The following is a 25,459-nucleotide window of genomic DNA, read 5'->3' on the forward strand; positions in this document are numbered from 1 at the left end:
AGAGGTGGAGTGCTCGGCTTGTTGCGCGGGCGCCGGACGATGATCGAGATCAAGTCCCGTGGCGAACTCGAGGCGATGCGTGCGGCGGGAATCGTCGTGGCACGTACCCTCGCCCTGGTCTCCGAGGCGGTCAAACCCGGCATAAGCACGGCCGAGCTGGACGAGATCGCCGAACAGTCGATCAGGGACGCGGGCGCGATCCCGTCGTTCAAGGGCTATCACGGCTTCCCGGCGTCGATCTGCGCCTCGGTGAACGAGCAGGTGGTCCACGGCATCCCGGCGGCATCGCAGGTGCTGGCCGAGGGCGACCTGATCTCCATCGACTGCGGCGCGATCCTCGACGGCTGGCACGGCGACGCAGCCGTGACAGTCTCGGCCGGCGCCATGCGCCCCGAGGACAAGGCCCTCTCCGAGGCCACCCGCGCCTCGATGTACGCAGGCGCCGAGGCCCTGGTCCCGGGCGCCCGCCTCTCGGACGTCTCGCACGCCATCGAGCAGTCCATCCTCGCTTCGGCCCGCGCCAACGGCGTGAAGTACGGAATCATCAAGGACTACGGCGGCCACGGCATCGGCACCGAGATGCACATGGAGCCCTTCCTCTCCAACTACGGCAAACCCGGCAAAGGCCCCCGCCTGGTCACCGGTATGGCCATCGCCGTCGAACCCATGCTCACCCTCGGCGGCAACAAGACAGCCGAACTCGACGACGGCTGGACCGTGGTGACCCTCGACGAGTCCCGCGCCGCCCACTGGGAGCACAGCGTCGCCATCACCGACGACGGCCCCTGGATCCTCACAGCCCCCGAGGACTGAGTTTTGCCCCCAATGTGGCATTGGTGGCATGCGATGTCCCCAATGCCACATTGGGGACATACCTAAGGCGGGTGCTCTGCGCGAGCACCCGACCGGGGTGAGTCCCGCGAAAGAACCCCATATTCACCGCCTGACGCGCCGAATCTCTGATCATATTCGCCTGGTACGCACGCTCTAATGACTGAGTGTGACGCTGTGGTGACGAGGGGTGACGGCGGTGCATATGGCGCCTGTTCTCGGATGCCAGTGAGGTAGGGGCAGCCCTACCAAAAGCGTAGGGATTGCGCCATCCACCTGCGGGTCTGGGTGGAGAAGCATGGTTGGGGTGACTGATGACTTCGCGCCGGACCTGATTCGCGTGACTGACATTGACCGCAAGGCGATGGAAGCGCGCCTGCGGGTGGCCCATACGAACGGCAGCCTTACACTCGATGAGCTGGACGAACGCCTGGCCGTGCTCTGGCAGACGAAGACGCGTGGGGATCTGGCCGCCTTGGTGAGGGACCTGCCGCCGCCTGCGCCGCCTCCTCCGCTTGCGAAGCCGAACCATGCACGAACAACCATGAAAGTTCTGACGGCGATCTGGTTGAGTGTGAGTGCCGTCAATCTGATCATCTGGCTGATGGTGTCGATGATCAGCTTCGACGTCGCCTATCCCTGGTTCCTGTGGCCGATGCTGCCTCCTGGGGCTGTGCTGGGGGTGCTGTGGTGGCTAGGGGTGGGGCGAAGCCGCAGCTAGCACCCCCGATTTGGGGACCCTCGACCGGGTGCGTACACTTGGCTGGTGGCGCGCTCGTAGCGCCGGTCTCGTTGTGCGGTTTTTTCAAACGAACCCTCGCGTGCCCGGTACGGCCGCGTCCAGTACGAAGTTAGTCACCGTCACGAAACGCGGAGGACATGGGCAAGAAGGACGGGGCCATCGAAGTCGAGGGTCGCGTGGTCGAACCCCTCCCCAACGCGATGTTTCGCGTTGAGTTGGAGAACGGTCACAAGGTCCTCGCGCACATCAGCGGGAAAATGCGGCAGCACTACATCCGTATTTTGCCGGAGGACCGGGTGGTCGTGGAGCTCTCGCCCTACGACTTGTCCCGCGGGCGCATCGTCTACCGCTACAAGTAGTGACCTCCACCAGGCCCAAACAGGAGAGCTGAGGCGTGAAGGTCCAGCCGAGCGTCAAGAAGATCTGCGACAAGTGCAAAGTGATCCGCCGTCACGGCCGGGTCATGGTGATCTGCGAGAACCTGCGCCACAAGCAGCGTCAGGGCTGATCAGGCACCACGCAAAAGAGGACCTCCTATGACCTGCCCGATCACACGGATCGGGCGTACCCCCGGACTTCAGGCCGGGGCCCGGGCTTAACAGACGAGTCGGCCCGGGACGGTCAGGGAGCAGACCTGGAGAAAACTCAAAGGAGACATCGCCGAAATGGCACGACTCGCTGGCGTAGACCTCCCCCGCGAGAAGCGGTTGGAGATCGCGCTGACCTACATCTTTGGCATCGGGCGTACCCGTTCCAAGGAACTTCTCGTCGCGACCGAGCTCAGCCCGGACCTGCGCGTGAAGGACCTGTCGGACGACGACATCCTGAAGCTGCGCGACTACATCGAGAACAACTTCAAGGTGGAGGGTGACCTTCGCCGCGAGGTGCAGGCCGACATTCGCCGGAAGATGGAGATCGGCTGCTACGAGGGCCTGCGGTGGCGCCGCGGTCTGCCAGTGCGCGGACAGCGCACCAAGACCAACGCCCGTACGCGCAAGGGTCCCAAGAAGACGGTCGCCGGTAAGAAGAAGGCCGGAAAGAAGTGAGCCAGTACTGCGGTCGGACGCTCAAGCTCGTCACGCAGTCGCGGCGTGGCCGGTCCGCCATGCGGGCCACCCTCGTCGCCCCGCAGAACGCCCGCCCAGAGGCGCTGCGGGACCTGTATCTCGACGCCGGTACTCGTATCCGGCGCGGGAATGCCGCTCCTTCAACCACTCGCGCATCCAAGTAGGAGAAACCCGAAGCAATGCCACCCAAGTCGCGTACTGGCGCCGTCAAGAAGGTGCGGCGCAAGGAAAAGAAGAACATCTCGCACGGGCATGCTCACATCAAGAGCACGTTCAACAACACCATCGTCTCGATCACCGACCCGCAGGGCAACGTGATCAGCTGGGCCTCCAGCGGCCACGTGGGCTTCAAGGGCTCGCGTAAGTCGACGCCGTTCGCCGCGCAGATGGCCGCGGAGAACGCCGCGCGCAAGGCCGCCGAGCACGGCATGAAGAAGGTCGACGTGTTCGTCAAGGGCCCGGGTTCCGGTCGGGAGACCGCGATCCGTTCGCTGCAGGCAGCCGGCCTCGAGGTCGGCACGATCCAGGACGTGACCCCGCAGCCCCACAACGGCTGCCGCCCGCCCAAGCGGCGCCGGGTCTGAGGCACGGGGAGGAGTAAGAACAGATGGCTCGTTACACCGGACCTGCCACGCGCAAGTCGCGTCGGCTCAAGGTTGACCTCGTCGGCGGCGACCAGGCTTTCGAGCGCCGCCCGTATCCGCCCGGCCAGCACGGCCGCGGCCGGATCAAGGAGAGCGAGTACCTGCTCCAGCTGCAGGAGAAGCAGAAGGCGCGCTTCACCTACGGCGTTCTGGAGCGTCAGTTCCGCAAGTACTACGAAGAGGCTGTCCGCCAGCAGGGCAAGACCGGTGAGGTCCTGCTGCAGCTGCTGGAGTCCCGTTTGGACAACGTCGTGTACCGCGCGGGCCTGGCTCGCACCCGGCGTCAGGCGCGTCAGCTCGTGAGCCACGGCCACTTCGTGGTCAACGGCAAGCGCGTGAACGTCCCCAGCTTCCAGGTGACCAAGTTCGACATCATCGACGTCAAGCCGAAGTCGATGCCGACGCTGCCCTTCGAGGTGGCCAAGGCGACCTTCGGTGACCGGCCGATCCCGGCCTGGCTGCAGGTCGTGCCGTCGAACCTGCGGATCCTCGTGCACCAGCGGCCGGAGCGGGCGCAGATCGACACGCCCGTCCAGGAGCAGCTGATCGTCGAGTTCTACTCGAAGTAATGGCTTAAGTGGCCCGGCGTTCCGATAGCGCCGGGCCTCCCGTTCCAGGCATCAAATAGCGGGTGCCTCAGGAAAGGAAACGAACGAAGTGCTTATCTCTCAGCGTCCAAGCCTTGCCGAAGAGCCGGTAGGCGAGACTCGTTCCCGGTTCGTCATCGAGCCGCTGGAGCCGGGTTTCGGTTACACGCTCGGCAACTCGCTGCGCCGGACCCTGCTGTCCTCGATCCCGGGGGCGGCGGTCACCAGCATCCGCATCGACGGCGTGCTGCACGAGTTCACCACCGTTCCAGGGGTGAAGGAGGATGTCACCGACATCATCCTGAACCTCAAGGAGCTCGTCGTCTCGTCCGAAGAGGACGAGCCGGTCACCATGTACCTGCGCAAGCAGGGCCCCGGTGAGGTCACCGCCGGCGACATCGTGCCCCCGGCCGGTGTCACGGTGCACAACCCCGATCTGCACATCGCCACGCTGAACGGCAAGGGCAAGCTGGAGATCGAGCTGGTGGTCGAGCGGGGCCGTGGTTACGTGCCCGCGGTGCAGAACAAGCAGGCGGGTGCCGAGATCGGCCGGATCCCGGTCGACTCGATCTACTCGCCGGTGCTGAAGGTGACCTACAAGGTCGAGGCGACCCGTGTCGAGCAGCGCACGGACTTCGACAAGCTGATCCTGGACGTGGAGTCCAAGCCGTCGATCACCCCGCGGGACGCGGTGGCGTCGGCGGGCAAGACCCTGGTCGAGCTGTTCGGCCTGGCCCGTGAGCTGAACGTCGACGCGGAGGGCATCGAGATCGGCCCGTCGCCCGCCGAGGCGGACACGATCGCGGCCTACGCCATGCCGATCGAGGACCTTGACCTGACGGTGCGGTCCTACAACTGCCTCAAGCGCGAGGGCATCCACACCGTGGGTGAGCTCGTTTCGCGCAGCGAGGCGGACCTGCTGGACATCCGCAACTTCGGTGCGAAGTCGATCGACGAGGTCAAGATGAAGCTCGTCAGCCTCGGCCTCGCGCTCAAGGACAGCCCGCCCGGGTTCGACCCGACCGCGGCCGCCTCCGACTACCCGACCGAGGGTGCGTGGGCGGACACGAGCGTGGACACGAGCCACGACGACGGCCAGGACTACGCCGAGACAGAGCAGCTCTGAAGCCCCTAGTGGCACGAGAGCACACTTACTAGGAGCAAGGAATGCCCACCCCAACGAAGGGCCGCAGGCTCGGCGGGTCTCCGGCGCACGAGCGGCTGCTGCTGGCCAACCTGGCCACTTCGCTGTTCACCCACGGCCGGATCACGACCACCGAGGCCAAGGCCAAGCGCCTGCGCCCGCTGGCCGAGCGCCTGATCACCAAGGCCAAGAACGCACACCTGGCCAACGAGGAGTACGCCAAGGCGACTCCCGAGGCCGACCGCAAGGACAAGTACAGCGAGAGCGGGCTGAAGATCAGCCCGGCCGCGCTGCACAACCGTCGTGAGATCACCAAGGTGATCCGCGACAAGGACGTCGTGCACCGCCTGCTGGCCGAGATCGGCCCGTTCTTCGTGGGTCGCGACGGTGGCTACACCCGGATCGTCAAGACGCTGCCCCGCAAGGGTGACAACGCCAAGATGGCGATCATCGAGCTGGTCAACGAGAAGACCGTGACCAGCGAGGCGGAGAAGGCCCGCGGCACCAAGTTCGCCAAGGACGAGAAGAAGGCCGAAGAGCCCAAGGCCGTCCTCGATGAGACCGCGACCGAGGAGACCCCGGCTGAGGAGTCCGCTGAGGACACCACTGCCGAGGCCAAGGCCGACGAGACCGAAGAGGCGAAGTCCGAGAAGAAGGACGAGTCCTGACGGATCAGTTCGACCAGGAGCCCGCTGCCCCCGATGGGGACAGCGGGCTCCTGCGTGTCCGCCTGGACATTTCCTACGACGGCACGGATTTCTCAGGCTGGGCGCGCCAGCCGTCCCGCCGGACGGTCTGTGGCGTGCTTGAGGACACTCTCGCGCAGATCTTGCGGGTTCCGCAGATCCGCCTTACGGTCGCGGGCCGCACAGATGCCGGGGTGCATGCCTCAGGCCAAGTGGCCCATGTGGACCTGGCCGAGGTCCCTGAGCCGTATCGGCTCAACCGCGCTTTGCCTGGCGATATCAGGATTCTGGGCGCCCGCGAGGTCCCGTTCGACTTCGACGCCCGATTTTCCGCGCTACGCAGGCATTACACGTACCGCGTCTCCGACGCTGTTGTGGAACCGTTGCAGCGCAACCATATTGTCGCCTGGCCACGTCCGCTCGATGTTTCTCTGCTGAACGCGGCGGCGCAAACCTTGCTGGGAACCCATGATTTCGTCGCCTTCTGCAAACGCCGCGAAGGCGCGACCACGATCCGCGAGCTGCAACGCCTGGAATGGCACAGATCCGATGACGTGCTCGTCGCGGAGGTCTCCGCTGACGCGTTCTGCCACTCCATGGTCCGCAGTCTCGTCGGGGCGTTGCTGGCGGTCGGTGAGGGCCGCAAATCCCCGGACTGGCCGGCCACGCTGCTCACAGCGGAATCCCGCTCCAGCACAGTCACGGTGGCACCGGCGCACGGCCTGATCCTGACCAAGGTGGACTATCCACCGGACGACCGGCTGGCCGCACGCGCCGCCGAAACCCGCAACGTCCGGACCCTCACCGAGGCATAAACCCTGGCCATCCGCATCGCCGACGAACTCGACGCACCCGGCCTCACCGCTTGGCCTCCCCGTGCACGACTTCAACTACGGAACGATCGCGACCCCGGCAGCAGTTCCGCCCAAACAAGGTCAACCCGTGCGAACGGACCGTTCGCACGGGTTCGCCGGGGGAGGCTCCCGTGCAGGGTCAGGAGCCTCCCTCAGCTTGGCTGCTACTACGACACGAACAGCAGCAGGTTCGGTGAGCCTGAGCCAGGACTGGTCACCTTGTTCGGGGTGGCCGCGGCCTTCAGCGCCGCCTCAACCGCCGCAGGTGTCGCGGTTGTGTGCGTGGCCAGGTAGAGCGCGGCCGCGCCGGCAACGTGCGGGGTCGCCATGGACGTACCGCTGATGTTGTTGGTGGCGGTGTTGCTGGTCGCCCACGACGAGACGATGTTCTGGCCCGGCGCGAAGATGTCGGTGCAGGTGCCGTAGTTGGAGAACGACGCCCTGGCATCCGTGTTCGTGCTGGCGTTCACCGTGATCGCCTGGGTCACGCGGGCCGGCGACGAGTTGCAGGCGCTCGTGTTCGAGTTACCGGACGCGATCGCGTAGGTGACACCGCGTGCGATCGAGTTCCGGACCGCGTTGTCGATAGCGGTGCTGGCGCCGCCACCGAGGCTCATGTTGGCGACGGCAGGCTTGACGTGGTTGTTGGTCACCCAGTCGATGCCCGCGACGACCTGGGCCGTCGTGCCGGAGCCGGAGCAGTTGAGTACGCGGACCGCGTACAGCTTCACGCCCTTGGCGACGCCGTACTGGCTGCCGCCAACGGTTCCGGCGACGTGCGTGCCGTGTCCGTGGCAGTCGTTCGCATTGCCGCCGGAGGTGACAGCGTCGAAGCCTGCGACAGCGCGGCCGCCGAAGGTCGTGTGGGTGGTGCGAATGCCGGTGTCGATGATGTACGCGTTCACATTGGACGCTGTGGTCGAGTACGTGTACGAGTTGCTCAACGGCAGGTTGCGCTGGTCGATCCGGTCAAGACCCCACGACGGCGGGTTCGTCTGCGTCGCGGTGATGCTGACCTGCTGGTCGGCCTGGACGAATTCCACCGCCGGGTCGGCGGCCAGCCTGCGGGCCTGCGACGCGGTCATGTCGGCGGCAAAGCCCTTCAGCGCCGCGCTGTACGTGAACTTGACGGCACCGCCGTACTTCTGGGTCAACGACGCCGCGTTGGCCGGCGTGTTCTTCAGGGCGACGATGTAGGAGTTCGGCACCACGTCCACCGCGCCGGCGTCGAGAATCGTGCCTTCGGCGGCATGTGCGGGCGTGGCCAGTCCGATTGCCGCGGTCAGGACGACCGCGATTCCGGCTGTCCCTGTCAAACGGGCAGCCTTGAGTACACCCATCCTCTGGTCTCCTTCTAGCAGGGCGCGTGTGCGACTTTTGGAACGCCCTCGCCGGCACACGCGAGTTGGAAGGAACTCCTCCACACTTGTCCTTGACCAAGGGATTACGCAAGGGAGTCGTGTTGTCACGTATCGCCAGAAATCTATTTCTGGGAATGAAATGGCCCGTTCGGCGTAACATCGATTACGTCGAACGGGCCATTGAAATGATGATAAATCAGACAGTCAGGCTCCAGCTGTTGATCCGGCCGGTGTCCTGCGCTGCCACGTCCTGCACCCGCAGGTTCCAGGTGCCGTTGGCGTCCTCAACGGACAGGTTCGCGGTGTAGGTCTCGACCACGTCGTCGCCGCTGTCGCCGGAGTCCGACGGCTTGAGGTTGCGCACTGTGCCGTTCGGCGAGACCAGATCGATCTTGAGGTCACCACGCCAGGTGTGGGTGATGTTCACGGCGATCTTGGCCCCGTTGGAGGCCTTCTTGCCCGCGCACTCGGTCACCGAGATCGGGCTGTTCACGGTGGACAGATCCGGGATCTGCACGACCGTGCTGCTGGTCTTGGTGACACAGGTCGTGGGCGGCGGCTCGGTGCCACCGGCACCCACGTACAGCAGCTTGTTCGGCGAGCCGCTACCCGCACCGCTGATCTTGTCGCTGGAGGCGTTGGCGACCAGGGCCGCGGCGACCTGCGCCGGGGTGGCCGTCGGGTTGTCCGCCAGGTAGAGCGCGGCCGCGCCGGCCACGTGCGGGGTCGCCATGGACGTACCGCTGATGTTGTTGGTGGCGGTGTTGCTGCCGATCCACGAGGACACGATGTTCTGGCCCGGCGCGAAGATGTCGGTGCAGGTACCGATGTTGGAGAACGAAGCCCGCGCGTCGGTGTTGGTCGACGCGTTCACGGTGATCGCCTCGGGAACACGTGCCGGGGAGTAGTTGCAAGCGTTTGCGCCGTTGGAGTTTCCGGACGCGATGGCGTAGGTGACGCCGGACGCGATCGAGCGCTGGACGGCTGCGTCCAAAGTGGTGTCCACGCCGCCACCAAGGCTCATGTTCGCCACAGCGGGCTTCACGGCGTTCGCGGTGACCCAGTCGATACCGGCCACAACCTGGGCTGTGGTGCCGGAACCGGCGCAGGACAGCACGCGGACCGCGTACAGCTTCACGGCCTTCGCAACGCCGTACTCGGCGCCACCGACGGTTCCGGCGACGTGCGTGCCGTGACCGTGGCAGTCGTTGGCGTTGCCGCCCGCCGTGATCGCATCGAAGCCTGGCACCGCACGGCCACCGAACGTCTGGTGGGTGGTCATGATGCCGGTGTCGATGATGTACGCGTTCACATTGGACGCTTCATTGGGATAGGTGTAGGAGTTGTCCAGCGGCAGGCTGCGCTGGTCGATCCGGTCGATGCCCCAGGCGGGCGGGTTCGGCTGGGTGCCGGTGATCCGCAGCGTGCGGTTGGTCTGTACGTACTGCACGGCCGGGTCCGCGGCGAGCCTGCGGGCCTGTGCCTCGGTCATCGTCGTGGCGAAGCCGTTGAGCGCGGCCTTGTAGGTGTGCGTGACGCTGCCGCCGTACTTCTGGCTCAGCGAAGCCGCGGTCTGCGGCGTGTTCTTCAGGACGACCACATAGGAGTCCTTGACGACATCCGGTGCGTCGATGCCGAGAATCTGGCCCTGTGCCGCGGCCGCCGGGCTGGCAAGCCCGATCGCCGCGGTGATCACGGCGATCCCGCTTATGCCCGTTATCCGGGCAGCACGAATTACACCCATCCTGAGATCTCCTTCTTGCAGGGCGCGTGCGGCACTTTTTGCCCTCGTACCGCACACGATTGGAAGGACGATCAACAGGGTGATACGTGACCACCCCATGACGCAAGGTCACGCAGGCGGTTTACATATTCCCAGTCAGACCTCAGTCACCGCGCCGGATAGGCCCGATGATCTGCTGTTCGCGCTGCGCGGTGACCAATCGCAATGTCCGCCACATATCGTTTGTGCGGGCGATGACCTGGTCGTCTTTCAGCATGGTCAACTCGTTGACATATTGCGGCAACAAACGCCAAATACGCCCGGCGAGCTGAGCCTGGCCGGCGGGAAGTCGTTGCATGAGCACAAGGTCGGCCGCGTTCGCGGTCGCCCCGGCCTGCGGGTGCAGATAAGGCAGCACGTAAATCGTCGTCTGCCAGGGCGCCCGCGGCGGGAACAGCTCCTGCGGCGTCGGGCCACCGTCGTGGATCACCAGCAGCGGGCTGTCCTCCGATGGCCGGGGCAGCTCGACCGGGCTGAGCCGGCGGATCTGCACCAACGGCACCGGCTGACCGTTCGGGCCGTTGCCCGCAGCCTTGGCGAGTACCTGCCACTTGGCGGGACGACCGGTCGCGACAACGACCCACGCGCCCACGGCCATCGCGCGCAACGCGGTCTGCAGCGCCAAATAGAGCCCGCCGACCAGCACGATCCTGGTCGGCGCGTTGCGCATCGCCGAGATCATCAACGGCTCGCCCTGCTGGATGCCCTGGCCGAGCACCATTCCGCCGCGGTCCGCGGACGGGCTGACGGTGTCGAGCATGGCCGAGGAGACCAGGAACTCGGGCGCGACGCCTTTGTTCACGCCCTGTGCGTCGACCAGCCGGCTGGAGCCGCTCACACCGCACCTCCCAGTGGCAACGTGGCCGCGAGACCGGCGACCTGCAGGCCGCGCAGCGGGGTCAGGGTGATGCCGAGCTTGCCGGAGATCGCGTCGAGCCGTTCGTCGGCGTGCTCGAGTTCGCTCGGCGTCCGCGCGCTGACCCGGACCAGGCCGCGCATGCCGATCTGGTCGTTGTCCGAACCGGGCGACAGCGACAACGCGATCGTGGACGACAGCGCCCGCACACCTGTGAGGGCGTTGAGGCTGGTGGCGACCTTGCCGTTGGGCCAGCCGGTGATCGAGTAGCTCGCGTGGCCGACACCGGCCACGGTCACACCGGTCCACCGCTCTTGCAGACCGACGCGGGTGTTCGAGCCGGCGACCGCGGTCAGTTCGGCTGCCGAGATACCGGCCTTCAACAGCTCGTCCGGGTCCAAGGGACGCGTCGGTACGCCACGCGACTCAAGCGCGTTGCGCACACGCGACAGCGCGCCGATCAACGCACGATGCGCGCCGACAACGCCGCCGCCACGTTCGCGCACCGCGGCGGGGCAGCGGCTCGGGTCGAGGCGGATGGCAACCCAGGTCGTACGGCGTGCGGCGGCCGGGAGCGGCCCGAGCACCTCCATGTACGACGCGAGCGCGGGCGAGTTGGGCGGCAATGCCGTGCTGCCGGGGTAGCAGTGCCAGATCACCTGGATCGCGTCGAGCACCACACCGCGGTCCTCAAGGCAGGGCGCCAACGCGCCCAGCGGCAGGCTCGGGGTCGTGCCCATCTGGGTGATCAGGCCAGGCGCCGGATCGACCAGCAGCACCGCGGTCCACGTGCCGTCGTGCCAGGCCAGGCCCAGCGGCCGGCGCTCGTGGTCCTGGCCGTGCGCGACCACGAGGTCAGGCACAGCGAGCCGGAGCAGCGAGACGCGTGCGTCCTCGGGACCGGTGACGGCTGCGTCGCTGTCGGCGGCGACCTGCTCCATCGAAATCGGCGCTGAGGGCTTCGTCACTCTCGCGTGCGACCGGAACGTGTAGCGAGTGGTCAAATTCACCCACTGCGGGAACCAGCGGCCACGCCAGCGGATGAACGCGAACAGCAACGCGATCACGACCACACCGATGGCCACGTACAGCAGGCTGGTGTCGATGGCCAGCAGGATCAGGCCGATCGCCAGGCCGAGCTCCACCACGACCAGGTTGGTCACCGGCAGTGCGCCCAGGCTGGCGCCGGTCATCCGGCGGCGGGCGGAGACCGGGACTCTCGGCGGGCCAGGCACCGGCATCGGCCCGGTGCTGCCCGGGCGCTGACCGCCGGGCGGCCCCGGTGGTGGTCCTCCGGGCGGGCCAGGCGGGCGCCCACCGGGCGGCGGTCCCCCCGGTGGTGGTCCTGGCGGACGTCCTCCCGGCGGTGGCATACCAGGGCGTCCAGGCGTGGTCACCGACATTCCTGTTCCGTCTCTTCCCCTCGATCACGCTGCTCGTGTCCAGTTACCCCGAACCCCGAGCCGGGCGCCTTCGCTACGGCTATCCTGCGGAACCGTACCGCGACTGGGAGAGCTGCAGGCCGAGAATGCCGTCAACACCGACTACTAAGTCACAGGTTCAGGCGTACCGCTTCGTGCTGCGAAGGATGCAGTCGGCGCTGGTCCGTAAGGACGCGGTGATGCTGCACGACCCGATGCGCACGCACTCGCGTGCGACCATCGTCGGTGTCTGCCTCGCTGCCATCGGCGTGCTGGGGTTCGTGATCGTCGGGTTACTGTCGCCGAAGCCGACCGTGCCGGACAGCGGGATCATCATTGCCGAGCCGTCCGGGACCGTGTACGTCGTGTCGGGCAACCCGAAGACGCTGACGCCGACGTTCAACCTGGCCTCCGCGCGCCTGCTCGTGCTGGCGCAGTCCAACCAGGGCCAGGGCGACGACAGCGGCGCGTCGGCGGACGTGGACACGCCTGCGGCCGCCCCGCCCGACCCGACGGTGATCGCGGACAAGGACCTCAAGGACATCCCCAAGCGGCAGCTGACCGGGATTCCCAACGGACCGCAGCTGCTGCCTGCCGACGACCAGCGGATCAAGGACTTCTGGGCGGTCTGCGACAAGATCCTGATCGACCCGACCCGGCCGGACGCCACCAACAAGATCGGCATCGAGACCTCGGTCGTGGCCGGCGTGGAGAACATGGACCGCGAGCTGCGGGACGGTGAATCCCTGCTGGTCCGGGCCCGCAACAACAAGGTCTACCTGATCTACCGGACGCCGACCGACGCCAACCAGCCCACCGCCAACGCCGTCCGCGCCGAGGTCGACATCTCCAAGGCCTCGGTGGTCGGCGCGCTCAGGCTGAACACCCGCGCGATCCGGGACATCAGCACCGGCCTGCTCAACGCGATCCCCGAGGTCTCGGCGCTGCGCGCGCCGCAGATCGGTGGCGGCAGCACGACCGTGAACCTGGGTCTGCCGCTCGGCTCGGTGTTCGCGGTTCCGCTGGCAGGTGACGTCCGCAAGTACTACGTGATCCAGCGCGACCGGATCGAGGAGATCAAGCAGACCACCGCGGACCTGATCCGCTACGAGCGTTCGCCGGGTGGCGCGACCATCCCGGACATCTCCCCGGACCGGATCAACTCGATCCAGCAGACCAAGAGCGAGGCTGACAAGTCCTCGCCCAGCACGGTGCCCCAGGTGCTGGAGGCCCAGCCCGGCGGCAACTCGGTGGCGTGCCTGCGCTGGACCATGCAGGGCAGCGGCGAGGGTCGTGACCAGCACACCTCCCTGCACATCAGCGGTGACGTGCCCACCATGAACGACCAGCAGGGCGCCAAGATGCAGCCGCTGAAGATCGCCACCCCGAACGCCGACGGCCAGAAGATCGACAACTTCTTCATGCCGCCCGGCCTCGCCGCGGTGGCCCGCGGCTCGTCGTCCAAGCAGGACTTCGACCGCGGCCCGATCTACCTGATCTCCGACCGCGGCGTGAAGTACGGCATCCCGGATACCCGGACCGCGGGCGCCCTGGGACTGGCCAAACAGAGCCCGGCCCCGCTCGCGATCGTCCGGCTGCTCCCGGACGGCGCCCTGCTCCTGGAGAAGGACGCCAACCGCAGCTACGACTCAGTGCCATTCGATCCCAGAGCCGGAACGGTGAACACGCCTTCGGCATCGGCAGGCGCCCAACCAGGCGGCTCCTGACACGACAATGGCCCCGGCGGAAATGCCGGGGCCATTGTCGTGTCAGTGGAAAGGGAGTCCCAGCAACCGGCTGTCCGGCCCAGACAATGGCGGCTGTTCTGCCCCGAAGTCCGGACAAATCTGGCACTCGCGGAACCGGGTGACCGCGCCTAACGTCGGAGCCGGAGTGACAGATCGCTGGGGAGGTGGCCCGTGGCCGGTATGAAGATCGATCCGGACGGTGTGACCAGCTACGCCAAGACCATGACCAAGGGTGCGGACCAGCTCGGCAGCGCGGCGGACGCGCTCAAGGGCGACACACTCGGCGTCGAGGCCTTCGGTGAGCTGGGCCGTCAGGTCAGAACGGCCGAGGCCTACTCGCGGGCCGCGTCGGCCCTGTGTGACCAGCTGGACCGGGCAGTGGAAAGCCTGCACGCGGCGTCGGACAGCCTGACCGAGGTCGCCGAGCGGTACCTGACCGGCGAACGGGACGCCGTCCAGCAGATCAAGCGTTCGGAGCAGCCACGATGAGCCCGGCCGACAACCAGATCGACGCGACCGAGTTGTTGCTCGGCCTGGCCCCGGACGACGAGATTTCCCCGCCCATCGCCCGGCCCATGCCCGCGCCCGCCCCGCGGCCTGAGCCTGTGGTCCCGCCTGCCGGTGGGCCGGACGGGAAGGACGTCGAGGACAGCGTCGGCGGATACTTGGACTACCTGTCGCAGCTTTGCCGTCAGCTTGGCGTGCCGGACATCGTGGAGGAGTACTTCGCGCCTGTCGTCGGCCGCTGGACGGCAATGCACGAGGAGGCCGAGCGGTGGCGTAAGGCGGGGAAAGCCGCGGGTGAGGTCACCGAGAACCTGACCAAGCCGTTGGGCGGCCTGGACGCGGCCTGGGAAGGCGAGACCGCGGACTCGTTCATCGCCTACATGCAGAAGGTCGGCCTCGCCGGCAACGACATGTCCGACGCGATGAGCTCGATGGCCGACGTCCTGGACAAGACCGCCGACGGCATCCGAGAGATAGTCACCGAGCTGGCGGGAGTTCTGGCGGACACAGCGGAGTCCAGCTCGCAGGCGATGGCCGGCCCGGTCGCGGGCGAGGAACGAACCCGCCAGCACATCGACACAATGCGGCGGCCGGCCCGGGAGTTCTTCGAGTCGGTGCGCCAGATCCTCGAGGCGTTCGTGAAGCTGTGCGACAGCATCGACGGCTCGAAAGCCTTCGACCAGGTCAAGATGGCGCACACGTTCCCGGCCGACAACTGGGCCGCGAAGATCGACGTTCCCGCGCCTGACTCCAAGACCGGTGGAGCTTCCGTTGGTGCCGCTCCTGGTGCTGCGGCTTCCGGCGGTGCCTCTGTCGGCGGCGGTGGTGCTGCTGCTGGCGGGGGTGGTGCTCCCGTCGGTGGAGGTGCGCCGGTTGAGACCAAGGCTCCGCTGGGACAAGGCGCTTTCACTGCTGTGGGGGAGGTTCCGGGGTCACCCGCCCAGGGCGGCGGCGCTGCGGCTGCTCCTGCCGCAGCGGGTGGCCGTGGCCCCGGCGGCGGAGCCGGCATGGGCATGGGAGGCATGATGGCCCCCATGATGGGTGCCGGCGCCGGCGGAGGCGGAGCGCAGGAACACCAGAGCAAGTCCCGTGTTGTCGGCAATCCTGAGGACATTTTCGGACCGCCGGAGGACGCGTCTCCCGCCATCATCGGGGAAGAAGAGTCCTCCTGAGCTTTTCCCGCACTGGAAACAGGAAAACCCTTGCGGACGAGGCAATGAGCCTTCGGTCCACAAGGGTTTCCTTGTGATGAGGCGGTTATTCGGGTTGCAGCCAGGCGATGTGGACCAGTTGCTGGCCCGTCTTGCGGGTGATCATCGTGGCGCGGCCCGGCGGGAGCGGCCTGGACTTGTAGGAGCCGAGCAGCACGCCTTCGTCCTTGCTGGCGCTGCCGACCAGGCCTGGGCTGGAGAGTTCCTTGAGCTTGCCGATGATCGCGTCGAAGGAGGCCCGGGACGCGCCACCCGAACGCCGCGACACGATCATGTGCATACCCACGTCCTTGGCCTGCGGCAGGAACTCCTGCAACGGCTGCAACGGGTTTCCGCCCTGCGTGGCCACCAGGTCGTAGTCGTCCACGATCACGAACAACTCCGGACCCGACCACCAGGACCTGTTCTTGAGCTCTTCCTGGGTCGTGTCCGGGCCGGGCAGCCGTTTGCGCAGCGACCCGATGACGTCCTTCATCATCTCGTTGAGCTGGTTGGCCGACACCGCATAGCCGAGCAGGTGACCGGTATTGATGAAGCCCAGCATTGTGCGGCGGTAGTCGACGAGCAGGATCACCACTTCGTCTTCGGAGTAGCGATCCATGATGCCGCGCACGATCGTGCGCAGCAGGTTCGTCTTGCCCGACTCACCGTCGGCGAAGGCCAGGAAGTGCGGCTCGGCGTCGAAGTCCAGGTACACCGGCGCGAGCTCGTCCTCGTTGACCCCGATCGGGATCTTCTTGGTGCCGCGGTGCCGGTCCTGCTTGAGCAGGTCGTCGTACGACATGAGGTCGGGCAGCAGCCGGACGGGCGGGGCGACCGGCCCGCGCCAGACCTGCCGGATCTTGCCCGAGGCGTCCTGCACTCCAGCACCGACATCCTCAGCGCTGGACGAGCCGTCGATGCGGGGCAGGCCGACCAGGAAGTGCAGCTTGTCCCGCGACAGGCCCCGGCCCGGCCGTCCAGCCGGAACGTTGATGGCCACCCGGCGGTCGATGTCGGACTCCGAGGGGTCACCCAGCCGCAGCTCGAACCTGGTGCCCATCAGGTCCTTGACCGCGGGCCGGATCTCGGCCCACCGGTTGGCCGCCACGACCACGTGCACGCCGTAGGACAGACCCTGCGCGACCAGGTTCACCACCTGGGCCTCGAGCGCCTCGAACTCCTGGCGGAAGCCCAGCCAGCCGTCCACGATCAGGAACACGTCCCCGAACGGGTCGTCGGCGATCTCCCCGCGCCGCTTGCGGTTGCGGAACTCGATCATCGAGTCGATGCCCATGTCGCGGAACCGTTCCTCGCGCTCGGCGATCAGCGAGGTGATCTCGGCGACCATCCGGCGCGCCAGATCCGGGTCGAGACGGGAGGCCACGCCACCGACATGCGGCAGGCCACGCAGTGACGCGAGCGTTCCACCACCGAGGTCCAGACAGTAGAACTGTGCTTCCTGCGGGGTGTGGGTCAGTGCCATGGACATCACCAGGGTCCGCAGCATCATCGACTTGCCCGACTGCGGGCCGCCGACGATCGCAGCGTGGCCCGCGGCACCGGAGAAGTCCGCCCACAGCAGGTCACGCCGCTGCTCGAACGGCTTGTCGATGATGCCCAGCGGCACCTGCAACCGGCCGTTGGCAAAGAATCCGGCCGACGACAGGCCACGGTCCTCGGTCGGCTGCAACGGCGGAAGCAACGTGTCCAGCGAGTTCGGCGTGTCCAAAGGCGGCAGCCACACCTCGTGCGCGGGCGGGCCCTGGCCGACGAGCCGGTTGACGATCACGTCGAGCTCGCTGGCCTCCTGGCCGCCCTCGGGCTTCGCCTGCTCCTGGGGTGCCTCGACCGGCCGGACCGGCTCCTTGGGGATCTCGACGTAGTCCGGCACGAACAGCCGTGGCCGCCGGTCGCCGGTGATCGGCGCGGACGGCCCGGCGGACTGCATGCCGGCGGGCCGGTACGCCCCGGACACGTAGGAAGCCTTGAACCGCACCATGGTCGAGGTGTCGAACTTCAGATACCCGGACCCTGGAATGGAAGGCAGCTCGAACGCGTCCGGAACACCGATGGCCGCACGGGATTCCGACGCGGAGAATGTCTTGAGACCGATCCGGTACGACAGGTGCGAGTCCAGGCCGCGCAGCTTGCCTTCCTCAAGGCGCTGCGACGCCAGCAGCATGTGCATCTGCAGCGACCGGCCCAGTCGGCCGATCGCGACGAACAGGTCGATGAAGTCCGGCTTGGCCGACAACAACTCCGAGAACTCATCGACCACGATGAACAACGCGGGCAACGGGTCGAGGTCGGCGCCGTTCTCGCGCGCTTTCTCGTACTCCCAGACGTTCTTGAAGTTGCCGCCGTTCTTCAGCGCCTCCTGGCGCCGGTTCATCTCACCGGCCAGCGCGTCCTTCATCCGGTCGACCAGCGTCAGGTCGCCCTGCAGGTTGGTGATCGTCGCGGCGACGTGCGGCGCGACGTCCAGACCGAGGAACGTCGCACCACCCTTGAAGTCCACCAGGACGAAGTTGAGGTTCACCGACGAGTGCGTGGCCAGCATGCCCAGCACCAGCGTCCGCAGGAACTCCGACTTACCGGAACCGGTGGCGCCGATGCACAGGCCATGCGGGCCCATGCCCTCCATCGCGGCTTCCTTGATGTCCAGCTCGACGGGCTGGCCGAACTCCCCGACGCCGAACGGCACGCGGTAGCGGTCACGGACCGGCCGCGGCCGCCACGCCTGCTGCACGTCGAACGTCATCGGGTCGCCCGGAATGCCAAGCAGCTCAAGCAAAGTCGGGTTGGACAGCAACGGCTCCTCGTCGCTGGTGTCCGCGGCGCCGGTGCCGAGCCGGTACGGCGAAAGCTTGCGCGCCAACGCTTCTGCCTCGGCGATGCTCAACGTGTCCGGTGCGCCGAACCATTCCACGCCGCTGGCGCTGCGCGCGCCGAGCCGCTTCGGCTCGCACACAAGCCGCAGACCGCGCCGGGCGGTCAGGTTGCCGAGCGAGTCCGACAGGTCCAGCAGGGTGACGCCGATCAGGCCTTCCTCGAGCAGGATCTGCTCTTCCCTGGTGACGTCGCCGTCGTCGATCACGATCACGATGTGCGGCTGGTCGGGCTGCGGCGGCGCGTTGCGGGTGAACCGCTGGCGGTCGCGCAGCTCCTCGTCCAGCCACTGCTCGATCTGGGCCAGCGAACCGGCCATCAGCCGCATCTGGCCGATGCCGTCGACCATCGTGGGGTGCTGGGCGTGCGGCAGCCACTTCGCCCACTCCCACTCGGCCTTGGCCCGGCCGGTGGTGACCACCGCGATCAGCACGTCGTCGGGCGTGTGGAACGTCACCAGCTGGGCCAGCATGGCCCGCGCCAGCGCCCGCGTGAGCTCCTTCTCACCGGTGAACCCGACCGCGGCGAAGTTCCGGATGGCCAGCGAGATCGGCAGGTCGGGCACGATCGAGTGGGCGCGCACGAACCGGCGCAGCGCCAGCGTGGCGATCGGTTCCAGCTCGTCGACCGGGCCGGTCTGCGGCGGCACCAGCCGGGTGGCCAGCCGCGTGGAGGCGCGGCCGACCCGCAGGTGGCAGAAGTCGGCGTCGGCCTGGCGGCGCTCCCACATCCGGCGAGAAGTGGCCATCGACCACAGTGCCTGCGGGTCGGGGTGGATCCACTCGCGCTCGGCGCGCTGGTCGCGTGCGGCCTCCCGGGCCCGGTCCCGCATCTGGCCGAGATACCGCAGGTAGTCCTTGCGGTCCTCGTTCATCTCGGCCTTCTTCTGCCCGCCGCCGCGGCCACCGCCGCCTGCGAACATGCCGACCATCGAGAACATCATCATGACCGGGAACAGCAGGCTCATCGGGTTTCTGGCCGACGGCCCACCGAGGGTGAACATCATCACGACCATGCCGAGCATGGCCACGATCATGACCACGGGCATCATCTTCATCAGGATGCTGCCCGGGATGATCCTGGGCACCTCAGGTGGTGGCTCGAGGTGCACCTCCCCGCCCGGCGGACGCGGTGCGGACAGGCGTGGCGAACGCTTGAATTGCAGCGTGCTCACGGTGCGGGGCCCCTCTTCGACAGCTCGGCAATTACTACAAGTCGTGCTTTGTCCGGAACCGCCAGCGCGGTGGATACCGGTGCGGCCATACTAGGGGCGCCCACCGACAGGGACGCGCCATTCGGTGAAGAAGTACCTGACCATGTGGGCAGCCGAAATAGGGTGAGCGCGTTCGGACAAGGCTCGAAGGGGGCAGGCAGTGGCTACCGGTACCACGGTGTTCAGCAGGGTGACGGTGGTCGCGCCGAGAACGCGCATCGACGTCGCGCTCCCGGCTGACGTGTCAGTGGCGGACCTGTTGCCCAAGCTGCTCGAGATGGCCAACGAGGTGACGCCGGACGGCGGCGCCCGGCATGGTGGCTGGTGCCTGGCCAAACTCGGCGACAGCCCGCTCGACCCGAGCCGCACGCTCGGCTCGCTGGGCATCGTCGACGGCGACATGCTGCAGCTGCGCAAGCGCAACGAGAATCCGCCGCCACCGCTGTACGACGACGTGGTGGACGCGATCGCCGAGTCCGCGCCGGACAGCTTCCGGCCGTGGACCAAGCAGACCGCGAACCGCATCGGCTTCATCGCCGGCGCGCTGGCGCTGTTCATCGCCGCCGTCGCGGTGTTCATGGGCGGCCCGGTCAACGGCGGCAGCCAGCTCGCGGCCGCCATCGTGGCGGGCGCGACCTCGATCATCGCGATCGCGGCGGGCGCCGTGGTCGCCCGGGCCTACCAGGCCACCACGGCCGGCGTGCTGATCGCCGCGGCCGGCGGCCTGCCGATGGCCTTCGTGAGCGGCGTCTACATCGTCCCCGACGGCCTCGGCGCGGCGAACTTCCTGCTCGGCTCGGCCTTGATGGGGATCATGGCCTCGGCCTCGATCCTGCTGATCGGCGCGGGCGTGACGACCTTTGTCGCGGCCGGCACGGCCGCGGTGTTCGGCATCCTCGCCTTCACGGTCGGCACGTTGATCGACCACCCGGCGGCCGGGATCGCGGCCGGTACGGCGGCCGCGGCGCTCGCCGGGATCTCGATGCTGCCCAGGCTGACCATCCAGCTGGCCAAGCTGCCGTTGCCGAACGTGCCGGGCAGCGCGGAGGACCTCAAAGAGGACTCGGCGATGCCGGACTACCGGTCGATCGAGCGCCGGGCCGGCCTGGCCCACGAGTACATGACCGGCATGATCATCGGCAGCGGGGCCGTCGCGGCGATCTCCGCGATGCTCACCGCCGCCGCCCCCGGGGTGTGGGGAATCATCACCGCGATCGTGGTCACGCTGGTGCTGCTGCTGCGCGGCCGGACGTACGCCAACGGCAGCCAGGCCATCGCGCTGCTGGCCACGGGCATGTTGTCGGCCGCGGGTGTACTGATCGGCTGGCTGATCGAGGCCAGCGCGTTCGAGCGGCTGCTGTGGGTGTTCGGCGCGCTGGTGGTGATCGGCGCGGCGGCACTGGTGCTCGGTGTGATCTTCCCCGAGCAGCGGTTCTCGCCGCCGTTGCGGCGGGCCGTGGAGGTGTTCGAGGCGATCTGTATCGCCTCGGTGCTCCCGCTGGCGCTCGCCGTCATGAACCTGTACACCACGCTGCGGCATCTCAACTTCAAGATCTGATGCGCACGACTCGAAAGCTGACCAGGCTGGCCGCGATGACCGCGGCGGCGAGCCTGCTGATCGCACAGCCGGCCCCGGCGCAGCCCACCCAGCAGCAACCCGGGTCCGGGGCGGTCCCGCCCCCGGTCGACATGAGCCTGCCGCTGGTGACCGACACCGAGAAGCCGCCGACGGACGTCAAGTACGAACCCAAGACGGACTGTGTCGCCTCGCTCAGCGACGGCAAGGTGGTCCTGCCGAACAAGCCATGGGGCCAGCAGCGCCTGCAGATCGAGGAGGCGCAGAAGTTCGCCACCGGCAAGGGCCAGCTGGTCGCGGTGATCGACACCGGGGTCCGGCCGCACCCGTTCTTCCAGGGCCGGGTGGTCAAGGGCGCGGACTACGTCGCGGAGAAGAACGACGCGCTGGAGGACTGCGACGGGCACGGCACCGAGGTCGCCGGCATCATCGCGGCCCGCAGCCCGAACCTCGACCAGGTCGGGTTCACCGGGGTGGCGCCGGACGCCAGGATCCTGGCGATCCGCCAGTCCAGCGACGTCTACAAGGGCAAGCGGGCCCCGACTCCCGACAACCCCAACCCGGGCGAGACCGCGGCGGGCGACCTGAACAGCCTGGCCCAGGCCGTGCGGCACGCGGCGGACAACCCCCAGGTCACCGTGATCAACATGTCGGTGGACAACTGCCGCCTGTCGACGTACACGATCTCCCGCCCCGAGCAGGACCTGCAGCGTGCCCTGCACTACGCGGTGCAGGAGAAGAACAAGGTGGTCGTCGCCTCGGCCGGCAACCAGAGCGACATCTGCACGAAGCCGCGCAACGGCGCGGACTCCAACAAGCCCGAGTTCATCATCACGCCACCGTGGTTCGCCGAGGACGTGCTGTCGGTCGCCGCGGTCAACCAGAAGGGCAACCTGGCCGCCTTCAGCATGCAGGGCCCGTGGGTGAGCGTCGCCGGTCCGGGCACCGACATCATCTCGCTCGACCCGTCGGGCAACGGACTGGCCAACCTGACAGTGCAGAAGAACGGCAGCAAGGTTCCGATCCAGGGCACCAGCTTCGCGGCGCCGTACGTGGCCGGGCTCGCCGCGCTGGTGCGTGAGCGTTACCCGGAGCTCAACGCCCGCCAGGTGATGAACCGGATCAAGATGACCGCCCAGCACCCGGCGGCCCCCGGCGGCCGGGACAACCTGGTCGGCCACGGCATGGTCAACCCACTCGCGGCGCTGACCGCGATGATCCCGGGCGAGTTCGGCATTCCCGCCGACAAGGCCGAGGCCATGCCTGCCGGTATGCCACCGGTGCGGGCCAAGGACTGGACCGCGATGACCGTCGCCCTGATCGGTACGGGTGGAGGGGTCCTGCTCCTGCTGATGACGCTGTTCATCATGCGTGCCATCCGCCGCAACAACCCCCGCGAAGAAGCCGAGCAGTCCTGAGTTCTGACCGCACGACAAAGGCCCCGGGATCTCTCCCGGGGCCTTGGGTCGTTCGTACGGATCAGCCCCAGAGCTTGCCGACGTTGCCCTCAGTCATCCGGTAGTCGTCAGCGGCCTGCTTGGTGGCGGCACCGATGGAAGCCAGGACCTGGTTGAGCTCCTCCTGAGCCCGCTCCCAGCTCTCCTGCACCGCGCGCCACGCGTCACGCGAAGCACCGACGTAGGCCTCGGCGAGCGGAGCGAGCTGGCTGCGCAGCGCGTCGAGCTCGGAGTCCATCTTCTTCGCGGTGGCGTCGATGTTTCCGCCGGCCTCTTCGATGGCGCCGAATGTGACCTTGATGTTCTGGCCGTCAGGCATTTGGATTCCTCCCAGGAAAGTTTTTCGAGATAATGGCGGTGCTGCGGATTATCAGAACGAGAAGTTGCCCTCGGCCTTGGTGAAGGTCGACTGGCTCTCCTCTTCCCGGTGGCCGTACTCCTTGGCCGAGGTGGCCAGGCTCTCGCTGATGGTCTGCAGGTCCTGCAGAACCTTGTTGGAGGCCTCGTTGAAGCGGCCGATCAGCGAGTGGAACGCGGTCGCCGCGGCACCGGCCCACGCACCCTCGAGCGAGCCCAGCTGGTTGCGCAGGGTGTTGATGTAGCCCTGGGTGTCGTTGCGGACCCGGTCGGTGTCCACCGACGCCTTGTGCAGCATCTCCGGCGTAATCTCAAAAGTGCCGTTAGGCATTGGGAGTTGCCCCCTTCAGTGAAGTTCAGGCTGTCCGTTCTTCGTTCGTACAGCTCTTACGACGCAGACCTTGCCAGCTCCGGTTCCGTGTTGTCCCGAGAAGTTTCGAGGTCGTTGCTCTAGTAAACGCCAAGACCCGCAACCGCGCCTGATCGTCTGCGAATGCGAATGCGTGAATACCCGGTACGACCAGCGGTTTTCCAAAGGCGAAGGTCAGAATCGGTGCATGATTTGCTCTTGTGAAAAGTCCTCGTCTTCATCACTCGATTGTGGAACCGGAGGAGTTTCCACGGGCTCGTCGCCGACCGGCAGGCCCTGCCCGGTGCGGAACCGGACGGCCTCGGCGCGCAGCGCGGGGTCGGTTGCCTCACCACTGGCCGGCGCCGACTCGCGGAACCTGCCCGACTGCTCGCGGGCCTCGGCCGCGGCCCGGCGCGCCCGGCTGACGGCCGCGTCGACCTCGCTGTTGAAGGACGCCACCGCGTCGGAGAAGCTCATCCGTCCCACCACCTCTCATTTCACGGTCATCGTGCGGACCACCTGGTCGCAGGCGGGCATCACCCGGTCCTTGCCTGCGGCGGTGTACTCGCATCCGATGCTGACTTGGGCACGCTTGTCGAACACCACGAACCAGTCCACGGTCGCGTCGTCCAGGCGCTGTCGGTAGGAGACCACGTCCCGGCCGGCGAAGCGGGCTTTTTCGTTCAGATCCGACAACCGGAATGTGGACTGCTCATAGTTGGCCCGCAGCGCGCCGATCGCCCGCTCACGCTCGACTGCCGGGTCGAAACTCAACGCCAGTTCCTGCACGATGACCGCGTCCAGGCCGGCTTCGGCGTCGGCCGGTTTCACCTTGGTCTCCCGGTTGAGCGTGTCCGAGGAGACCTGTTTCCAGTCCTGCGGAATCGTGAACTCGTAGTCGAACTGGGCGATCGTGCGGCCCTCGGGCGCGGTTCCGCCGATCGTGAGGATGAGGACGACCGTCACCACGGCCGCGGTGAGCAGCGCGCCCGCACCGACGAGCCAGGGTTTCCGGCTGCGCTGGACCGGTGCGGGGGGAGCAGGCGGCGGTGGCGGCGGTGGACGAAACGTCATCGGCCGGGGCGCCGCGGGCGGAGGCGGCGGCTGTGCGACCCGCCGGACCACGGCCGGGACGGCCCGCAAAGCACCCCGGGCCACCACGGTTTCCGGCTGGTCGAGTGTGCTGGGAATGACGCCGGTCCGCTCGTGCACCAGCCGCGCCACCATCGGGATCCGGCTGGACCCGCCGACCAGGAAGATCGCTCCGGGCGTGACCCCGGCCTCCCGGATCGCCGCCGCGGTCAGCTCGGCCGCCCGGCCGAGCGGAGCCGCGACGAGTTGCTCGAGATCGTTGCGGGTGACGTGCGCGTCGGCGAACGGGACCGGCATCGGCACGTCGGTGTACGTGTGCCGGGACAACGTCTCCTTGGCGCCCTGGACGTCCTGGGAGACGACGCGCCGGCGCCGCCGGTCGGCCAGCTCCCGCCCCTCGATCAGCGCCCGCCACCCGTCCGGGTCCGTTTTGGACACCAGCTGCCCGATGTGCTGCAACAGAGCCTGATCCACGTCGGCACCGCCGAACGACGGATCGCCTTTGGTCGCCAGGACCTGAAACCCGGGAGCCGCGGGCACACGCCGGACGATGCTGACGTCCACAGTGCCGCCGCCGAGGTCGAGAACCGCGAGCGTGTCCGCCTGCGTGCCAAGCGAAGCGTGGAACACCGCGGCCGCGACAGGTTCCGGGACCAGGGAAATACGCTCGGACAAGCCGTTCGCGGCCTGCCGCAGCACCTGGGTCCGGATCCCGCCCCAATCGGCTGGGTGCGTCAGCACGAGCTGCTCGACCGGGGCACCGCCGCCGAACCGCCGCGCTTCCTGGACCGCACGCGTCAGCACCGCGCGGATGACGTCCCGCACCGGCACCACGTTGTTGCCCAGCAGCAGCTCGGGCTCGTCGATCCGGCGCTTCGGGTTGGGCTCGTAGCGCGACGGGTCGACGGCGGCCTGACGCTCGGCTTCCAGGCCGACGAACAACGTCCCGTCCGCGGCCGCGTACACCGCTGACGACAGCACCGGTCGCCCGTCGACCGCGACGACTTGAGGGTCCCGGCCGTGCAGCGACACCGCGACACACGTGCTCGATGTTCCGAAGTCCACGGCGACGCGCAGCGCCATCTACCTGGTCACCCCC

Annotated in this window: 24 protein-coding genes; 15 read left to right on the forward strand and 9 right to left on the reverse strand. The window is 67.6% G+C overall.

The annotated features are described in order from the left end of the window. Window positions 1–39 precede the first annotated feature (39 nt). From map to truA, 10 genes are all read left to right on the forward strand, one after another. A complete protein-coding gene (map, locus tag JOF56_RS14295) occupies window positions 40–813 on the forward strand; it encodes a type I methionyl aminopeptidase (RefSeq protein WP_209648246.1) in 774 nt (257 codons plus the stop codon). Between the two features lie 325 nt (window positions 814–1,138). Continuing rightward, entirely contained in the window at window positions 1,139–1,552 is a 414-nt protein-coding gene (locus JOF56_RS14300) for a DUF1707 SHOCT-like domain-containing protein (RefSeq protein ID WP_209637975.1), read from the forward strand. A gap of 158 nt (window positions 1,553–1,710) precedes the next feature. Further along, entirely contained in the window at window positions 1,711–1,932 is a 222-nt protein-coding gene (gene infA, locus JOF56_RS14305) for a translation initiation factor IF-1 (protein ID WP_005166804.1), read from the forward strand. Window positions 1,933–1,967: 35 nt separating this feature from the next. Beyond that, window positions 1,968–2,081 (forward strand): 50S ribosomal protein L36, encoded by a 114-nt coding sequence (gene rpmJ, locus JOF56_RS14310; protein ID WP_010148647.1) that lies wholly within the window; start codon window positions 1,968–1,970, stop codon window positions 2,079–2,081. 157 nt (window positions 2,082–2,238) lie between these two features. Continuing rightward, the gene (gene rpsM, locus JOF56_RS14315) at window positions 2,239–2,619 is read left to right on the forward strand and encodes a 30S ribosomal protein S13 (protein WP_209637977.1); all 381 of its coding nucleotides are present in this window, start codon (window positions 2,239–2,241) and stop codon (window positions 2,617–2,619) included. A gap of 200 nt (window positions 2,620–2,819) precedes the next feature. Continuing rightward, window positions 2,820–3,224 (forward strand): 30S ribosomal protein S11, encoded by a 405-nt coding sequence (gene rpsK, locus JOF56_RS14320; RefSeq protein ID WP_033384187.1) that lies wholly within the window; start codon window positions 2,820–2,822, stop codon window positions 3,222–3,224. 23 nt (window positions 3,225–3,247) lie between these two features. Then, window positions 3,248–3,853: a 30S ribosomal protein S4 gene (rpsD, locus tag JOF56_RS14325; RefSeq protein ID WP_209637979.1), complete on the forward strand. Its 606-nt coding sequence runs from the start codon at window positions 3,248–3,250 to the stop codon at window positions 3,851–3,853. A gap of 88 nt (window positions 3,854–3,941) precedes the next feature. Beyond that, a complete protein-coding gene (locus JOF56_RS14330) occupies window positions 3,942–4,997 on the forward strand; it encodes a DNA-directed RNA polymerase subunit alpha (protein WP_209637981.1) in 1,056 nt (351 codons plus the stop codon). A gap of 41 nt (window positions 4,998–5,038) precedes the next feature. Next, window positions 5,039–5,683, forward strand: coding sequence for a 50S ribosomal protein L17 (gene rplQ / locus JOF56_RS14335; RefSeq protein WP_209637983.1), 645 nt, complete (start codon window positions 5,039–5,041; stop codon window positions 5,681–5,683). Window positions 5,684–5,745: 62 nt separating this feature from the next. Further along, a complete protein-coding gene (gene truA, locus JOF56_RS14340; protein WP_372448379.1) occupies window positions 5,746–6,516 on the forward strand; it encodes a tRNA pseudouridine(38-40) synthase TruA in 771 nt (256 codons plus the stop codon). Between the two features lie 206 nt (window positions 6,517–6,722). Here the strand turns inward: truA and JOF56_RS14345 are convergent, their stop codons facing one another. The 4 genes from JOF56_RS14345 to eccE form a co-directional block, all read right to left on the reverse strand. Continuing rightward, window positions 6,723–7,895: a S8 family peptidase gene (locus tag JOF56_RS14345; protein WP_209637985.1), complete on the reverse strand. Its 1,173-nt coding sequence runs from the start codon at window positions 7,893–7,895 to the stop codon at window positions 6,723–6,725. A gap of 217 nt (window positions 7,896–8,112) precedes the next feature. Beyond that, entirely contained in the window at window positions 8,113–9,660 is a 1,548-nt protein-coding gene (locus tag JOF56_RS14350; RefSeq protein WP_209637988.1) for a S8 family peptidase, read from the reverse strand. A 142-nt stretch (window positions 9,661–9,802) separates the two neighbouring features. Beyond that, a complete protein-coding gene (locus tag JOF56_RS14355) occupies window positions 9,803–10,459 on the reverse strand; it encodes a hypothetical protein (RefSeq protein WP_372448380.1) in 657 nt (218 codons plus the stop codon). Window positions 10,460–10,533: 74 nt separating this feature from the next. After that, a complete protein-coding gene (gene eccE / locus JOF56_RS14360) occupies window positions 10,534–11,748 on the reverse strand; it encodes a type VII secretion protein EccE (RefSeq protein WP_209648249.1) in 1,215 nt (404 codons plus the stop codon). Between the two features lie 89 nt (window positions 11,749–11,837). Here eccE and eccB point away from each other — a divergent pair, with 89 nt between their 5' ends. The 3 genes from eccB to JOF56_RS14375 all read left to right on the forward strand — a co-directional run bounded on the left by eccB (window position 11,838) and on the right by JOF56_RS14375 (window position 15,403). Beyond that, window positions 11,838–13,703 (forward strand): type VII secretion protein EccB, encoded by a 1,866-nt coding sequence (gene eccB, locus JOF56_RS14365; protein WP_307855095.1) that lies wholly within the window; start codon window positions 11,838–11,840, stop codon window positions 13,701–13,703. Window positions 13,704–13,895: 192 nt separating this feature from the next. Next, window positions 13,896–14,213, forward strand: coding sequence for a hypothetical protein (locus JOF56_RS14370; RefSeq protein ID WP_209637990.1), 318 nt, complete (start codon window positions 13,896–13,898; stop codon window positions 14,211–14,213). Next, window positions 14,210–15,403, forward strand: a complete 1,194-nt coding sequence (locus tag JOF56_RS14375; RefSeq protein WP_245378259.1) for a WXG100 family type VII secretion target — start codon at window positions 14,210–14,212, stop codon at window positions 15,401–15,403. The genes JOF56_RS14370 and JOF56_RS14375 overlap by 4 nt, the downstream gene beginning before the upstream one ends. A gap of 85 nt (window positions 15,404–15,488) precedes the next feature. Here JOF56_RS14375 and eccCa read toward each other — a convergent pair whose 3' ends face one another. Next, window positions 15,489–19,487 carry a type VII secretion protein EccCa gene (gene eccCa, locus JOF56_RS14380; protein ID WP_209637992.1) on the reverse strand — a complete coding sequence of 1,333 codons (3,999 nt, stop codon included), beginning with the start codon at window positions 19,485–19,487 and terminating at the stop codon, window positions 15,489–15,491. Between the two features lie 199 nt (window positions 19,488–19,686). Here eccCa and eccD point away from each other — a divergent pair, with 199 nt between their 5' ends. After that, window positions 19,687–21,084 carry a type VII secretion integral membrane protein EccD gene (gene eccD / locus JOF56_RS14385; protein ID WP_307855096.1) on the forward strand — a complete coding sequence of 466 codons (1,398 nt, stop codon included), beginning with the start codon at window positions 19,687–19,689 and terminating at the stop codon, window positions 21,082–21,084. Then, window positions 21,084–22,520, forward strand: a complete 1,437-nt coding sequence (gene mycP / locus JOF56_RS14390) for a type VII secretion-associated serine protease mycosin (protein WP_209637994.1) — start codon at window positions 21,084–21,086, stop codon at window positions 22,518–22,520. Before eccD ends, mycP begins: the two co-directional genes overlap by 1 nt. 61 nt (window positions 22,521–22,581) lie before the next feature. Here the strand turns inward: mycP and JOF56_RS14395 are convergent, their stop codons facing one another. The 4 genes from JOF56_RS14395 to JOF56_RS14410 form a co-directional block, all read right to left on the reverse strand. Further along, window positions 22,582–22,878: a WXG100 family type VII secretion target gene (locus JOF56_RS14395; protein WP_209637996.1), complete on the reverse strand. Its 297-nt coding sequence runs from the start codon at window positions 22,876–22,878 to the stop codon at window positions 22,582–22,584. 51 nt (window positions 22,879–22,929) lie between these two features. Next, on the reverse strand, window positions 22,930–23,247 hold the full coding sequence (locus JOF56_RS14400) for a WXG100 family type VII secretion target (RefSeq protein ID WP_209637998.1): 318 nt from the start codon (window positions 23,245–23,247) through the stop codon (window positions 22,930–22,932). A 213-nt stretch (window positions 23,248–23,460) separates the two neighbouring features. Then, entirely contained in the window at window positions 23,461–23,745 is a 285-nt protein-coding gene (locus tag JOF56_RS14405; RefSeq protein WP_209638000.1) for a hypothetical protein, read from the reverse strand. A 15-nt stretch (window positions 23,746–23,760) separates the two neighbouring features. After that, on the reverse strand, window positions 23,761–25,443 hold the full coding sequence (locus tag JOF56_RS14410; RefSeq protein WP_209638002.1) for a type VII secretion-associated protein: 1,683 nt from the start codon (window positions 25,441–25,443) through the stop codon (window positions 23,761–23,763). Window positions 25,444–25,459 lie beyond the last annotated feature (16 nt).

The organism is Kibdelosporangium banguiense, from assembly GCF_017876405.1.
Lineage (GTDB): Bacteria > Actinomycetota > Actinomycetes > Mycobacteriales > Pseudonocardiaceae > Kibdelosporangium > Kibdelosporangium banguiense.

What these genes read in the sequence shown, in the direction of transcription:
- JOF56_RS14405 (WP_209638000.1), bottom strand. Translation starts at nt 23,745, where the DNA reads ATGAGCTTCTCCGACGCGGTGGCGTCCTTCAACAGCGAGGTCGACGCG.
- infA (WP_005166804.1), top strand. Translation starts at nt 1,711, where the DNA reads ATGGGCAAGAAGGACGGGGCCATCGAAGTCGAGGGTCGCGTGGTCGAA.
- JOF56_RS14355 (WP_372448380.1), bottom strand. Translation starts at nt 10,459, where the DNA reads ATGCTCGACACCGTCAGCCCGTCCGCGGACCGCGGCGGAATGGTGCTC.
- eccE (WP_209648249.1), bottom strand. Translation starts at nt 11,748, where the DNA reads ATGACCGGCGCCAGCCTGGGCGCACTGCCGGTGACCAACCTGGTCGTG.
- rpsK (WP_033384187.1), top strand. Translation starts at nt 2,820, where the DNA reads ATGCCACCCAAGTCGCGTACTGGCGCCGTCAAGAAGGTGCGGCGCAAG.
- rpsD (WP_209637979.1), top strand. Translation starts at nt 3,248, where the DNA reads ATGGCTCGTTACACCGGACCTGCCACGCGCAAGTCGCGTCGGCTCAAG.
- JOF56_RS14375 (WP_245378259.1), top strand. Translation starts at nt 14,210, where the DNA reads ATGAGCCCGGCCGACAACCAGATCGACGCGACCGAGTTGTTGCTCGGC.
- JOF56_RS14400 (WP_209637998.1), bottom strand. Translation starts at nt 23,247, where the DNA reads ATGCCTAACGGCACTTTTGAGATTACGCCGGAGATGCTGCACAAGGCG.
- JOF56_RS14410 (WP_209638002.1), bottom strand. Translation starts at nt 25,443, where the DNA reads ATGGCGCTGCGCGTCGCCGTGGACTTCGGAACATCGAGCACGTGTGTC.
- rpsM (WP_209637977.1), top strand. Translation starts at nt 2,239, where the DNA reads ATGGCACGACTCGCTGGCGTAGACCTCCCCCGCGAGAAGCGGTTGGAG.
- mycP (WP_209637994.1), top strand. Translation starts at nt 21,084, where the DNA reads ATGCGCACGACTCGAAAGCTGACCAGGCTGGCCGCGATGACCGCGGCG.
- JOF56_RS14345 (WP_209637985.1), bottom strand. Translation starts at nt 7,895, where the DNA reads ATGGGTGTACTCAAGGCTGCCCGTTTGACAGGGACAGCCGGAATCGCG.
- map (WP_209648246.1), top strand. Translation starts at nt 40, where the DNA reads ATGATCGAGATCAAGTCCCGTGGCGAACTCGAGGCGATGCGTGCGGCG.
- JOF56_RS14395 (WP_209637996.1), bottom strand. Translation starts at nt 22,878, where the DNA reads ATGCCTGACGGCCAGAACATCAAGGTCACATTCGGCGCCATCGAAGAG.
- rplQ (WP_209637983.1), top strand. Translation starts at nt 5,039, where the DNA reads ATGCCCACCCCAACGAAGGGCCGCAGGCTCGGCGGGTCTCCGGCGCAC.
- JOF56_RS14350 (WP_209637988.1), bottom strand. Translation starts at nt 9,660, where the DNA reads ATGGGTGTAATTCGTGCTGCCCGGATAACGGGCATAAGCGGGATCGCC.